Consider the following 13,230-nt stretch of genomic DNA (forward strand, 5'->3'; position numbering starts at 1 on the left):
TGCCACGGCTTGACCTTCGAGCGATCCGCCGTGGGGGTTCGGTTGACCAAGATCAGTGTTGAGCCGGTGGTTGCGCCGTCGCCGGTTCGTCGTCAGGGGCTGCGGCTGTGGCTGACCGTGGCCGCGGCGGTCGTCGCGCTCGCCGCCGGCGGGTTCGTCACGTTCAGGCTCACCAGTACCGTACCGGCGCCGCAGATCAAGCAGACCTTGCCGCAGACGTACACGATCCCGGGCGCTACATCGATGCGTCGATGTGCCCGCTCGTGACCGCTCTTGGCACGGCTGCGTGGCCCGTGGATGGCCCATGCACCAGGGCTCCGAGCTGGGTAGGGGCCTGCCGGCTTTGTCTGACGTGTCAGCCTGCTCCTATGTCGAACGGGATGTACGCTTCGGTCGTTACTCGGGTGGGGCTTCAGTTTCCGCCTGGATCGCCCAGGGCAAAGTCGTCGCCCCATGTCGTCGCCCATGCAGTGGATGAATCTCGACGGTTCGCCCGCCCTGCTCTTGCCGGGACATTGTCCACATCCTGGCGTGGCTTCTATGTTGCCGCGGAGCCTGAAGCAGAGATACAGGATCTTGAGCTTTCTGATGGGGACCTCTCACGTGTACCCCGCCCCGGCCGATACGCGGCAGGCGCGCTGGGTCCACTCGTCGAGGATGGTCATCACAGTACGTCGACGCGCCACGGCGGGTCGGCGCCCTCGCGCGTCACGGTCACGGCCGCGCACCGAATGCCGAAGCCGACGACCCGGCGCAGCTCCTCGCGGTCGAGCGCCGGAAGGCGGCCGCGGCCGGCGGCGGTCAGCAGGCCGGCGTCGTCAAGCGCCGCGAGGATGCCGGCCATGAAGGAGTCGCCGGCGCCGACCGTGTCCCGCACGTGAACCTCCGCGGCGGCGACCTCGACAGCGGTCGTGGCCGTCGCGGCTCTCGCGCCCCGGGCGCCACAGGTCAGCACGGCCAGCCTCGCCCCGGCCGCCAGCCAGCGCTCGACAACCCGGTCGGCCGGCAGGCCGGGATAGAGCCAGGCGACGTCCTCGTCGCTCGCCTTCACGACGTCGACGCACGCGATGATCTGTTCGGCGCGCGCCCGGGCCGGACCGGGCGTGCCCATGAGGGCCGGCCGCACGTTCAGGTCGTAGGTGAGCAGCGCGGACGCCCTGCTCACGTCGAGGACCGCGTCGAGCACGGACGTACCGGGCCGCATCATGGCGCTGATCGATCCGACATGCACCGCGCTGTACCTGCCGGTGGCGACGTCGACGGGATCGGGGTCCCAGGTGATGGCGAAGCGGTAGGTCGGAGCTCCGGTGCCGTCGATGCTCACCTCGGCAACGGAGGTGGACGCCGTACCCCGTGACTGAGGGGTCAGCGCCACACCGCTCGCGCGGACGTGCGTCTCCAGAAGCCGTCCGGCCTCGTCGTCGCCTAGGCTGGTGTGCAGAACGGTGGGCACGTCGAGCCGGCCGAGACCGATGGCGACGTTCATGGGACTTCCGCCGGGGCGGCGACGGCCGTCGATGATGTCGACCAACGCCTCCCCGATCACCAGGACAGTCACGGCGTTACTACCGCCTTCAGCGAATCGGGAACCGTGTGGGCGAGCTGCAGCGCCGCCTCGGCGTCGTCGATGCCGAGGCGGTGGGTGATGACGGGGTCGGTCAGCACCGCTGCGGACGACAGGAGCGAAAGCGCCAACGGATACGTGTTCGCGTAGCGGAAGGTGCCGGTGAGCGTGAGCTCGCGATTCTGGATCGCCTGCAGTGGCACCTGAACCAGCTGCGGCCCCATTCCCACCAGGGCGGCCCGTCCGCCGGGGGCGAGGCGCACCAGGCCGTCCGCAATGGCGGCCGGCGCCCCCGAGCACTCGAGGAGGACGTCGAAGCATTGTCGTTTCTCGACACCCGCGGGCAGGGTCTCAAAGCCGAGCTCCCGGGCCACCGCGAGGCGATGTTTGTTCACGTCGAGCACGGCGACCTCGGTCGCGCCGAACGCTCGACCGACCTGCGCGGCGAACAGGCCGACAGGCCCTGCTCCGGTGACGAGCACCCGGTCCCCGGGCCGTACGGCCGCCTGACGGCAGGCCCAGACCCCTACCGAGACGGGCTCGGCCATGGCCGCCTGCTCGGCGGTCAGCCCGGTCGGGGCCGGGTGGGCGAACTGTTCGTGGATGGCGACGTACTGGGCGAGTGCGCCGTCGACCGGCGGGGTCGCGAAGAACGCGACGTTCGGGCACAGGTTGTAGCGGCCGGCCCGGCATTGCGAACATGTCCCGTCGGGCACTCCGGGCTCGAGGGCGACGCGCTGTCCGATGCGTTCGGGTGGGACCTGGTCGCCCGCCGCGACGATCGTTCCGGCGGCCTCGTGGCCGAGGACCATGGGTGCGCGGACCACGTACTCGCCGATGCGGCCGGCCTCGTAGTAATGGACGTCCGACCCGCAGATGCCCACGGCCTCGACCCGAACCACCACCTGGGTCGGACCGGGCCGCGGAACCTCGTGGTCCTCGATGCGCAGGTCGCGAACCCCGTGCAGCACTGCCGTCTTGTTACTCATGACGTGAGATGTCCCTCCTGGGCGTGGGCGCGGCTGTGGTGCGATACAACGGCGCCGCGACGGTATGACGATGTACTGCCTCGCCGAGGTGCAATAGACCATCATTTGAATAAACGATTTACGAAGCGGAGCCAAGCGCAGGGCCGGTTCGGTCGTTCGGCTGCTGGTCATCGGCGCGACGAACGGCAACCCGCCCGTGCCCGGGTTTGCTTGAATATCAACGGATAAGGTACGTCGATCGCCCGGCCAGGCGTCCCCGCGGCGGCCGGACCGTGTTATGGCAGCCGTCGCGACCCGTGGAGCACCCGATGAGCAGCACGACCAGGAAGCCCCGACTCGCCGAGGTGGCCAAGCTGGCGGGCGTGTCGCCCGGCCTGGTGTCGCGGATCCTCAACGGCGACCCGACCGTGCGGGCACGGCCCGAGACGCGTGCGGCCGTCCTGTCCGCCATCGAAATGCTCAACTACACGCCACACCCCTCGGCTCGCGCGCTGCGCAACGCGCGGACCGGACTGCTCGGGTTCGCGCTGCACCACGTCAACGACCCGATCTACGCGGAGATGGTCCAGCGCGCGCAGTCCGCGGCGGCACGAGACAACTTCTCGATCATCCTGCTGAACACGGCGGAGCTCGCCGAGCGTGGCGAGGCGTTTCGCAACATCGTCCTCGGCCGGCGACTGGACGGACTGCTGATCCAGAGCGGCTTCGGCGCGGGGGAAGACGTACTGCACGAGATCGCCCGCAGGGTCCCGTCCGTCGTGTTCAGCGCGAACCCCACGGCGGACATGCGCACGATCCGCCTCGATGACGCTCGAGCGGCGGCGACCGCCACGCAGCACCTCATCGACACTGGGCACACCTCGATCGCCTACATCGGCGCACCGGGCGTTTCCTCGGAACGCCGTTTCGAGGGGTACCGAAGCACGCTCGCGGCCGCGGGCCTGCCCTGGCTGCCCGCCGTGAACGGGGGCTGGACGGCCGACGAGGGGCACGAGTCGACCGTGCGGTTCCTCGGCTCGGGCGCGCAGGTGACGGCGATCGTCGCCGTCACGGCGACCACCGCACTCGGCGTCCACTCCGGGATCGTCGCCAGCGGCCGGCGCATCCCCGACGACGTCTCGTTGGTGAGCGTCCACGACACCTGGTACGCGCGGCACCTCAACCCGCCGATGACGGCCGTGACCCTGCCGCTGGGCGACCTCGGTGCGCTTGCCGTAGCCGAGCTGATCGACCAGATCGACACACCCCGAGCGGGCGAGACCATCGTCGCCGATCCCGAGCCCCGGCTGGTGGTGCGGGGTTCCACGAAAGCGATCCAGGCATGACCCGCGCCGGCCACCGGGCCGGCGCGAGCCTCGGGCGCGTCCTGGGGCATGCAGATCATGCGCCACGGAGCTCCTCGGCGCCGGCTTCCGCAAGCCCCTTCCACAGGTGCACGATCGTCTGCATGCCGCGCGTCACGTTGGTGACCGGAATCCACTCGTTCGGCGAGTGGAAGTTTCCATTCGCCGCGGCGAAACCCACCAACACGCTCTTGATGCCGAGGATCTCCTCGGCATCGGCCAGCATCGGAATCGAGCCGCCGCCGCGTGAGAGAACCGGCGGCTTACCGAAGGCTGCCTCCAAGGCCTGCGCGGCGACACCCACCGCGGGATGATCGACCGGTGTCAGTGCCGGTGCGCCGGCGTGGAGGAGCTCCGCCTCGACGCGCACGGCCGCCGGCGCAATGCGCTGAAGGTGCTCGACCACCATCCGACCGATTTCGCGGAAGTCCTGATCGGGTACCAAACGGACACTCAGCTTGGCACTGGCACGGGCCGGGATGATGGTCTTCGCCCCCGCGCCGCTGTAGCCACCCCAGATGCCGTTGACGTCGAGGGTCGGGCGCACCGACCGGCGTTCGAATACCGAATAACCCTGCTCGCCGCCGTCGAGGGCGGGCACGCCCACCTCCTCACGCAGCGCCTCCTCATCGACCTCCAACCTGGCGTGGGCCGCACGTTCGGCATCGGTCAGCTCGCGAACCCGGTCGTAGAAGCCGGGGATGGCGATGCGGCCGCGGTCGTCCTTCAACCCGGCGAGCATTCCGGCAAGCACGTTGGCCGGGTTCGCGACCGCTCCTCCATAGTGGCCGGAGTGCAAGTCCCGGGACGGACCCGACACGTGTACCTCGAAGTAGGCCATGCCGCGCATGCTGTACGTGATCTGCGGCGTCTCATCGTCGTCGAACAACGTCGAGTCTGAAACCACCATCAGGTCCGCCGCGAGCAGGTCGCGATGGCGACGCATGAAGTCCGCCATCGGGGCGGAACCGATCTCCTCATCGCCCTCGAACATGACCTTGACGTTGACCGGGAGCGCACCGCTCGCGGACAGCCATGCTTCCGCTGCCTTGAGATGCGTGAAGAGCTGCCCCTTGTCGTCGCCCGAGCCTCGGGCATAGATACGGCCGTCCTCGTACCGCGGCTCGAACGGCGGGCGCACCCACTCATCGAGCGGATCGGCCGGCTGCACGTCGTAGTGGCCGTACATCAGCACTGCCGGCGCCTCACGGCCGGCATGCAACCACTCGGCGGTCACGATCGGATGGCTGCTCGTGTCGTGAACGGTCGCGTTTTCAAAGCCTATGCGACTGAGTTCCGCTGCGAGCCACACGGCGGCGCGGCGCACTTCTCCCGCGCGGCCGGGATCGGCGCTCACCGATTCGATACGCAGGAACTCGTCGAGCTGCCGAAGGTGGTCCTCGGTGTGCTCGGCGAGGTAAGCCAGAGCGGCGGACGCGTCAGGTACCTTGATCATCGCAGGATGTGCTCCCTCTCCAATACAACTTGGCCGGCGCGTCTATGACTTGAGTCCCCCGGCGGTCAGGCCTGCGACCACGTGCCGCTGCGCGAAGAAGAACACCAGCAGCACCGGGATCACGGACAGCGTCGTCGCCGCCATCTGCACGCTCCACAGGGGGCCCGCCATCGGGTCGTTGTAGTGCGTGAGGGCGACGGGCACTGTCAGCAGATCCGTCGAGCGGATGTAGACCAGTGGCTCGAGGAACTGGTTCCAGCTGTACCAGCACGACAGCACGACGACCGAGGCCAGCGATGGCCTGGCCAGTGGAAGGTAGATCTGCAGCATCGTGCGCCACCGTCCGGAGCCATCGAGGGCGGCGGCCTCGTCGAACTCTGCCGGCAGCGAGAGGAATGCCTGCCGCATGACGAAGGTTGCGATGGGTGACGTCGTCAGCACCGCTGTGAACAGGATGAGCGGCAGGAACGTATTCGTCCAGCCCAGCTTTCCGGCGAACCGGAACAGCGGGATGATCGTCGCTTCCGGCGGCAGGAAGATTCCACTGAGGAGCACGATGAAGACCGCGCCGGCGGCGATGGGTCGCACCCGCGCGAGCGCATAGCCGGCGAATACGGACAGGACGAGGGTCAGCACACAGACCGCCGCCATGATGATGACCGAGTTGAGGAACTGCCGAGCGAAGGGCTGCAGCTCGAACACCCGCTCGTAGTTCTTCCAGCGGACGACCTCGGGAAGGATCGTCGGCGGGTAGCGCAGGATCTCGTTCTCCGACTTCAGCGAGCCGCTGATCATCCACAGGATCGGCCCGATGAAGAACAGTGACACGATGCTGAGCAGCAGGTAGTTCGGTATCCGGCGCACGGCGCGGAATCGTTTGCGCTCACTCTGACTCATGGAACACCAGCCGTTTCCGCAGCTGCCAGATGAGCCCGGTCAGTGCGAGGACGATGACGAACAGGAGAACCGCCAGCGCGCTGGCGTAGCCGATGTCGTTGAGTTGGAAGGCCTGCTTGTAGATCTCGAACGACAGCACGCTGCTCTGCACACCGGGCCCGCCGCTGGTGAGCAGGAGGACGAGCTCGAAGACCTTGAACGAGCCGACGATCATGAGCATGAACACCATGAGGATCGACGGCGAGATCTGCGGAATGACCACGTTGCGGAACCGGCCCCACCGGCCGGCTCCGTCGATGCGGGCAGCGTCGATGAGCTCCTCGGGAACCGCCTGGAGCGCCGCGAGGAAAATCATGACGTTGATGCCCACGTTCTTCGTGAGCTGGATCAGGGCGAACACGAGCAGCGTGAGCCAGCTGCCGCGCAGCCACGGCAGCGGCTCGACGCCGACCAGCGCGAACAGCGCGTCCACCCCGCCCTTGGGCTGGACGATGAAGCGCCAGACCAGGCTCCAGGCCACCATCGTCACGAGCGCCGGGACGAAGATGGCGGAGCGGAAGATGTTGATGCCCGGCAGTTTCTGGTTCAGCAGTACGGCGAGCGCCAGCGCCACGATCGTGCCGGCGACGCTCAGCACGCCGACGAAGAAGAAGGTGTTCGGCAGGATCACCTTCATGTCCGGGTCTGCGAAGATGCTGGCGTAGTTGTCCAGCCCGACGAAGGTCTGGGTGCCTGCCAGCACGTTGACCTGGTGGAGGCTGAGCCAGGCGACTGAGATGAGCGAGATCAGGCCGATCGCGGTGAAGCAGACGACCTGGGGTGCCAGCAGCAGATAGCCGAAGCCGTTGCGGCCGGCGTCGCGCCGGGGTCGGCGGTATGGGGCGAGGCGGCGCGGTGGCCGCACCCGCTCGGGTGCGGCCGCCACTGCCTGGGTTTGCGAGTCCATACTTGGTTGCCTTACAGATGCGGCGAAACGGCGGCGCAGACCTTCTTCAACGCGTCAGGAAGGTCGGCGTTGGGCGCGTAGACGTACTTGTCGAGGGAGCTGTTGAGTGCGTCGGCCGCACCCGTGGCGTCGGTCGCGGACGGGAAGATCTTTCCGGTCGTCTTGGCCGCCGCGACAATCGGCGCGACGAGCTCTTCGGTGAGGATAGTGGAGGTACCCACGATGGTCTTCGGGTCGAGCAGGCTTTGCCGGATGGGCGGGTAGAACTGCGCGAGCTTCGCCGAGTTCTGCTTGTTCGTGAGGAAGGCGAGGAACTGCAGCGCGGCCTGCTTGTGCTTGCTGGCGGCCAGCGTGACGATCGACGACTGGCCGAGCGCCTGGGTGTCCCCGGCGGGCCCTGCGGGTGTGGGGACCATCCCGAACTTGAACTTCGCGTCCTTCAGCAGCGAGTTGCTGCCGAGGAACGCGGTCGTCGCGCCGGCCTGTCCGCCCCAGAAGTCCGCCTGCTGGCCGGGCACCGGAGAGGACTTGTCAGTGAAGACCATGTCGTGGAACAGCGAGATCGCCTTGAGGAACTCGGGGCTGTCCGCGGTGCACTTCGTCGCGTCGTCGTTCCATGCCGAGGCGCCGTAGGCGTAGAGCAGGGGCAGCAGCCGCGTCCAGTTCTTGAAGTCGAAGTCGTTCAGGACGTATCCGGGAATGCTGAGCTTGTCCGTGAGCTGCTTGGAGCTCTGGCGGAACGACTCCCACGTCCAGTTGTTCTCCGCGATGAGGTCCGCGGGGCTCTTGACGCCGGCTTTCGCGTAGAGGTCCTTGTTGTAGTACATGACGAGCGGGCCGGTGGAGAACGGCACGCCGTACAGGGCGTCACCGACCTTCCACCGTGAGGCGAGAGACGGCGTCAGGTCGTCGTAGTCGTAGCCGTCAGTCGACTTGAGCACCGGCGCCACGTCGGCCAACGCGCCGGCCTTGATGTACTGCCGGCTGCTCTCGACCGGCAACCACGAGAGGTCCGGCGGGTCTCCCGCTTGGACCTGGGTGGTCAGCACCGTGTTGAGCTGGTCGAGCGTGATGCTCTGAAAGTCGATCTTGGTCACCGACTTGTTCTGCTGCATGAATTCGTCGGCGATCGACCGGAACGCCGCGAGCTGGGCCGGGTTGGACGTCCACATGACCATCCGGAGATGGACGTTGGAGTCGGAGCTTTTCGACTGGCCGGATCCGGAACAGCCCGTTAACGCCATGAGCACGCTTGCAGCCGCGGCCAGCGGCGCCGCGAGGGCTCTATTGAAACGCAAGAACGCCTCCTGGGGTGTGAGGGCAGGCGCGCCGAGTGAACGTGAGCGCAGGCGCCTGAGCAACGTGGTTCGTGTCGCAATGGTGTAGCGTCATACCGCGTTCGTCAAGGGGGGTTTTCCTCGCGACTCTCTTGACAAGTACACCTTCACCGGTAACGCTCAACGACCTGAGGCCAGCGGCGAGGATCTACGGACGCGGCTTGGGATAAACGATTTACTGAGGGGATCATGGAGCGGCTCATCACCTACGAGCGCCAGCTCGGCAGGTTCAACCCACTGCGGCGCGTCGTCACGTTCGACGACTTCGACCAGGGGTTCAACGGCTGGATGGACCTGACACCGAACTTCGTCTACGACAACTACGAGTCCTTCGACAGCGCCGTCGACCTGACGAGCTGGGCACCGTCGATGCTCAGCAGCGCGTCGATGCGCTTCGCGGCGTCCCACGGCTCGATGGAGGGCACCTACTCCCTCAAGCTGACGACCGCCCCGGTCGCGGCGCCGCACACCGAGCCCCCGGCCGACGGCAGCATGGGGGTGGTGCTCAAGCGGCTCTCCCGCTTCGGCGACCCGAACAAGATCCAGATCGAGGCGTGGTACGCCTACACGCCGGAGCAGGACCGGGTCGGGCACGGCGAGGAGGACATCCGGGCCTTCGGCTTCTACTTCGACATCCAGGACAGCGAGTACCGCTACATGCCGGGCGTACGCTACGTGAACTCGCTCGGTGGCCAGCTCGTCAAGCGTTGGCAGTACTGGAAGGTCGGCGAGGACGTGACGCCGGAGCAGTGGAGCTTCGGGGTCGAGAACGCGTGGTGCCAGCCCGGCATCGACAACCTCTGGTACGGGCGCCGCTACGAGGACGGCTCGACCGACGGCTACCAGTGGGTGCCCGGCGGGGAGCAGGACCTGCTCTACAACGAGAGCCCTGACAAGCTGAACTGGCTCTACTTCCGCCTGACGGTCGACGTCGCCCGACGTGAGTACATCGAGCTGCAGAGCATGGACCGGGTCTTCAACCTCCGAGGCATCCAGCCGACGCTGGCGGCGAAGTACCGGGCGATCGACAACCTCATCAACCCGATCTTCTACGTCGAGACCGACACCAACCGCTCGGTCCACTTCTACCTCGACTCCATCGTGTACTCGACCGAGTGACGGTCCCTCACCGAAAGCGCTGGAACGTGCAGACGACATACACCGCCGTGCTCGCCCGCCGGGTACGGATCTCCGGGGACTTCAGCACGCTGCCGTACGAGGCCGGCTGGGCGAAGGAGGCAGTGTTCTTCACCCAGGTCGAGGGTGAGCATCCGGAGCTGAGCATCAGCACCGAGATCTCGCCGGACGGGATCAACTGGCTGCGGCGGGGGCAGGTCGAGAAGCTGGGCGAGTCCGAGCACATCGCCGCCAACGCCCTCACCGTGTTCGGCAACTGGATGCGGCTCGTGATCACGGGAGCGACCCCGGACCATACCGCGCGAGTTCTCGTTCACGTATCGCTCAAGGGCTAGCCTCGGTGCACCGCACCGGACCCTGCGTCCGGTGCGGTCATCGCGGTCAGCGCGCGCTTATGGGGGAATCGATGAGCACTTCGACCAGAAAACCGGCCCGGCTCGCCGAGGTGGCGAAGCTTGCGGGTGTGTCGCCCGGACTGGTGTCGCGGATCATCAACGACGACCCCACCCTGCGGGTCCGGCCCGAGACACGCGCGAGCGTCGAAGCGGCCATCGAAATGCTCAACTACACGCCACACCCCTCGGCGCGCGCGCTGCGCAACGCGCGGACCGGGCTGCTCGGATTCGCGCTCAACGACGTCAACGACCCGATCTACGCGGAGATGGTGGAGCGCGCCCAGGTCGAGGCGGCACAGCAGAACTTTTCCCTCATCCTGCTCAACACGGCCGAGCTGGCCCAGCGCGGTGAGGCGTTCCGCGAGATCGTCCTCGGCCGGCGCGTCGACGGGCTGCTGATCCAGAGCGGCCTCGCCCCATGGGAGGACGCGATCCAGGAGTTGGCCCGCGCCGTTCCGTCGGTCGTGTTCGGCGCCGACCCGATGCCGGGCACGCGGACGGTGCGGCTCGACGACGCCCGTGCGGCGGAGATCGCCACCCGCCATCTTATCGATGCCGGGCACACGTCGATCGCATACATGGGCGCGACCGGTTCGTCGTCCGAGCGCCGCTTCGAGGGCTACCGGGACACGCTCGTCGGCGCCGGGCTGCCCTGGCTGCCCGCGATCGGCGGCGGATGGACGGCCGACGAGAGCCACGAGGCCACCGTGCGCTTCCTCGGCTCCGGCGCGCAGGTGACGGCGATCGTCGCCGTCACGACGACCGCCGCGCTCGGTGTCCACTCCGGGATCGTCGCGACCGGCCGGCGGATCCCCGACGACGTGGCGCTGGTGAGCATCAACGACGCCTGGTTCACGCGGCATCTCAACCCTCCGCTGACGGCCGTCTGGTTGCCGATGGGCGACCTCGGCGCGCTCGCGGTGCACGAGGTCATCGGCCAGATCGCCGAACCCCGCGACGGGGAGACGGTGCTCACCGAGCCCTCACCCCGTCTGGTGGTACGGAACTCCACCAGGTCACTGGCAACCGGAAGGAAAGACGATGACCCAGGGCAACAGACTTGAAATCGATAGCCTGCGATACGATCGCGGCGGGCTGACGCCGGGTCTCGTGCATATCGGCGTTGGCCGGTTCCACCGGGCACATCTCGCCGTCTACCTGGACGACCTGATGGGCCAGGGCCAGGGTCGCGAATGGGCGATCCGGGGCATCGGCCTGCGCCCAGAGGACATCGAGACCCGCGACGCGCTGCAGGCCCAGGAGTGCCGCTACTCGGTCACCGAAAAGCACCCGGACGGCACGCGATCGACACACGTCGTCGGATCGATCATCGAGTTCATCGACGGGTACTCGGATCCACATGCCGCGATCGAAGCCATCGCGGAGGCGGGCACCCGGATCGTCTCGCTGACCATCACCGAGGGCGGCTACCAGGTCGACCTTGCGGACCCGCAGATCGCCGCGGACCTGGCCGGTACGGTGCCACGCACCGTGTTCGGGGTCGTCTGCGAGGGCCTGCGGCGCCGGCGCGACCGGGGCCTCGGCCCCCTGACCGTGCTCTCGTGCGACAACATCCAAGGCAACGGCGCGGTCGCGCGGCACGCGTTCACCACGTTCGCCCGGGCGCTCGACACCGACCTGGCCACGTGGATCGCGGCACACGTATCGTTTCCGAGCACGATGGTCGACCGGATCACCCCGGTGACGACCGACGACGACGCGGCCGAAGTGCAGGCCAGGACCGGGCTGGCCGACCGGGCGGCCGTCGTCTGCGAACCGTTCCGGCAGTTCGTCGTCGAGGACGACTTCGCCGCCGGTCGTCCACCCTGGGACGCGGTCGGCGTCCAGATGGTCACCGACGTGCAGCCGTACGAACAGATGAAACTGCGGCTGCTCAACGCGCCGCACCAGATTCTCGCCCACTTCGGGCTCCTCGTCGGCTACGCCTACACCTCCGAGGCAATGCGCGACCCCGACCTGGTAGCCCTCATCGAGACATTCCAGGACCGCGAGGCCCGCCCGACACTGCCCGTCGTGCCCGGCGTCGATCTCGACACGTACACGCGGACGGTACGTGACCGCTTCGCCAACCCGCAGATGGCCGACACCCTGGTGCGCATCGCAACCTCCGCGAGCGCCCGCGTCCCGGCGTTCCTGCTGCCCGTCGTGCGGGACCGGCTCGCCGCCGGCGCATCATCCCCGATCGCCGCCGCGACAGTCGCGGCCTGGCTGCACCGGCTGCGCCGGGCGGCGGACCTCGGAGCCCAGGTGTACGTTCCCGACGAGACGACACTGGTCGCCCCCGGCACCACACCCACGGTGCGCGACCTGACTGCGCACCCGCTGTTCGGCGACCTGTCGGCACAGCCGCGGTTCACCGACGCCGTCGAGGAGGCAGCCAAGGAACTGGACCGCGACGGTGTCGCATCCGTGCTGCGGCGCCTGCTCTGACCTGGAAGGACGTGAACGCCCGGCTCCTTGGGGGGACGGCCGGGCGTTCACTCGGCGGCACAGCGGCGACCCGCGAGGAACAGCAAAGTCCCTGGCCAGCGGGTTACGCCTGCCTGTGGAGCTCCAAATCCCGTCAGCTGAGTCGGGCCTGGGCTTCTATGCAGCTCGTTCGTACTCACTGACGAGTCCGCCGAGCACGGGTGAGCGCGCAGTCGACGTGGAAGTAGTCGCACGCGAGCATGGTCGAGGCCTGGGTGCGCCGGAACCGGCGCCAGGTGCTGTTGTCACTGCGCGTTGGCGCTGGCGGTATGCCCAGATGTTTGAGGATCTGGCGGATCGTGGAGGCGCCGATGCGGTGTCCGAGGCCGAGCAGTCCGCCTTGGATGCGCTGGTATCCCAGCCTGGATTTGTCCCGGGCCATCTGTTCGACCAGCCGCGCCGCGTTCGGGTCGATCGGTGGGCGCCCGGGCCGGTTCGGATAGGTCCCAGTGGCGGGCGACCAGGCGTCGATGCCACCGCATAACCGTGGCCGGGGTGACGAGCCGGTGGTCCCTCAACGCCCAAGGCAGAAGTCTGATCAACGCCGCGAGCATCGCGCGGTCTGTCCAGTCCGGTCGTGGCTTTGGGTGCTGCCGGCGCAGGACCGCGTCTCGTGCCGGAGGACGAGGATCTCCACGTCCTTGGCCGCGCTGGTCTTCGTAAGGAGGGCCAGCCA

The 13,230-nt window shown here is 67.8% G+C and carries 13 protein-coding genes; 6 read left to right on the forward strand and 7 right to left on the reverse strand.

Annotated elements, in window-relative coordinates; genetic code table 11:
- Window positions 1-267 (forward strand): hypothetical protein (locus tag AB0H83_RS47120; protein ID WP_360108905.1); only part of this gene is annotated, 267 nt, incomplete at its 5' end.
- 397 nt (window positions 268-664) lie between these two features.
- Here the strand turns inward: AB0H83_RS47120 and AB0H83_RS47125 are convergent.
- Window positions 665-1,558: a PfkB family carbohydrate kinase gene (locus tag AB0H83_RS47125; RefSeq protein ID WP_360108908.1), complete on the reverse strand. Its 894-nt coding sequence runs from the start codon at window positions 1,556-1,558 to the stop codon at window positions 665-667.
- Window positions 1,555-2,553, reverse strand: coding sequence for an NAD(P)-dependent alcohol dehydrogenase (locus tag AB0H83_RS47130; protein WP_360108910.1), 999 nt, complete (start codon window positions 2,551-2,553; stop codon window positions 1,555-1,557). The genes AB0H83_RS47125 and AB0H83_RS47130 overlap by 4 nt, the downstream gene beginning before the upstream one ends.
- A gap of 308 nt (window positions 2,554-2,861) precedes the next feature.
- Between AB0H83_RS47130 and AB0H83_RS47135 the strand changes: the two genes are divergently transcribed.
- Window positions 2,862-3,878 carry a LacI family DNA-binding transcriptional regulator gene (locus AB0H83_RS47135; protein ID WP_360108913.1) on the forward strand — a complete coding sequence of 339 codons (1,017 nt, stop codon included), beginning with the start codon at window positions 2,862-2,864 and terminating at the stop codon, window positions 3,876-3,878.
- Between the two features lie 55 nt (window positions 3,879-3,933).
- Here the strand turns inward: AB0H83_RS47135 and AB0H83_RS47140 are convergent, their stop codons facing one another.
- The 4 genes from AB0H83_RS47140 to AB0H83_RS47155 are packed head-to-tail and all read right to left on the reverse strand — an operon-like array spanning window position 3,934 to window position 8,373.
- Window positions 3,934-5,352 carry a dipeptidase gene (locus tag AB0H83_RS47140; protein ID WP_360108916.1) on the reverse strand — a complete coding sequence of 473 codons (1,419 nt, stop codon included), beginning with the start codon at window positions 5,350-5,352 and terminating at the stop codon, window positions 3,934-3,936.
- 42 nt (window positions 5,353-5,394) lie between these two features.
- Window positions 5,395-6,249: a carbohydrate ABC transporter permease gene (locus AB0H83_RS47145; RefSeq protein WP_360108918.1), complete on the reverse strand. Its 855-nt coding sequence runs from the start codon at window positions 6,247-6,249 to the stop codon at window positions 5,395-5,397.
- Window positions 6,236-7,195, reverse strand: a complete 960-nt coding sequence (locus AB0H83_RS47150; RefSeq protein ID WP_360108921.1) for a sugar ABC transporter permease — start codon at window positions 7,193-7,195, stop codon at window positions 6,236-6,238. Before AB0H83_RS47150 ends, AB0H83_RS47145 begins: the two co-directional genes overlap by 14 nt.
- A gap of 11 nt (window positions 7,196-7,206) precedes the next feature.
- Window positions 7,207-8,373 (reverse strand): sugar ABC transporter substrate-binding protein, encoded by a 1,167-nt coding sequence (locus AB0H83_RS47155; RefSeq protein WP_360108924.1) that lies wholly within the window; start codon window positions 8,371-8,373, stop codon window positions 7,207-7,209.
- 348 nt (window positions 8,374-8,721) lie between these two features.
- Between AB0H83_RS47155 and AB0H83_RS47160 the strand changes: the two genes are divergently transcribed.
- Genes AB0H83_RS47160 through AB0H83_RS47175 form a run of 4 tightly spaced genes read left to right on the forward strand, consistent with a single transcriptional unit; the run spans window position 8,722 to window position 12,515 of the window.
- Complete coding sequence (locus tag AB0H83_RS47160) at window positions 8,722-9,651, forward strand: DUF6772 family protein (protein WP_360108927.1); 930 nt, start codon at window positions 8,722-8,724, stop codon at window positions 9,649-9,651.
- Window positions 9,652-9,677: 26 nt separating this feature from the next.
- Entirely contained in the window at window positions 9,678-10,004 is a 327-nt protein-coding gene (locus tag AB0H83_RS47165; RefSeq protein WP_360108930.1) for a hypothetical protein, read from the forward strand.
- A gap of 5 nt (window positions 10,005-10,009) precedes the next feature.
- Window positions 10,010-11,128, forward strand: coding sequence for a LacI family DNA-binding transcriptional regulator (locus tag AB0H83_RS47170; protein ID WP_360108933.1), 1,119 nt, complete (start codon window positions 10,010-10,012; stop codon window positions 11,126-11,128).
- Between the two features lie 46 nt (window positions 11,129-11,174).
- Complete coding sequence (locus tag AB0H83_RS47175) at window positions 11,175-12,515, forward strand: mannitol dehydrogenase family protein (RefSeq protein WP_360108936.1); 1,341 nt, start codon at window positions 11,175-11,177, stop codon at window positions 12,513-12,515.
- Window positions 12,516-12,690: 175 nt separating this feature from the next.
- On the opposite strand, the gene AB0H83_RS47180 is transcribed toward AB0H83_RS47175, so the two are convergent.
- Entirely contained in the window at window positions 12,691-12,936 is a 246-nt protein-coding gene (locus tag AB0H83_RS47180) for a hypothetical protein (RefSeq protein WP_360108939.1), read from the reverse strand.
- Window positions 12,937-13,230 lie beyond the last annotated feature (294 nt).

The organism is Dactylosporangium sp. NPDC050688 (assembly GCF_040654515.1).
In the GTDB taxonomy this organism is placed as follows: Bacteria; Actinomycetota; Actinomycetes; order Mycobacteriales; family Micromonosporaceae; genus Dactylosporangium.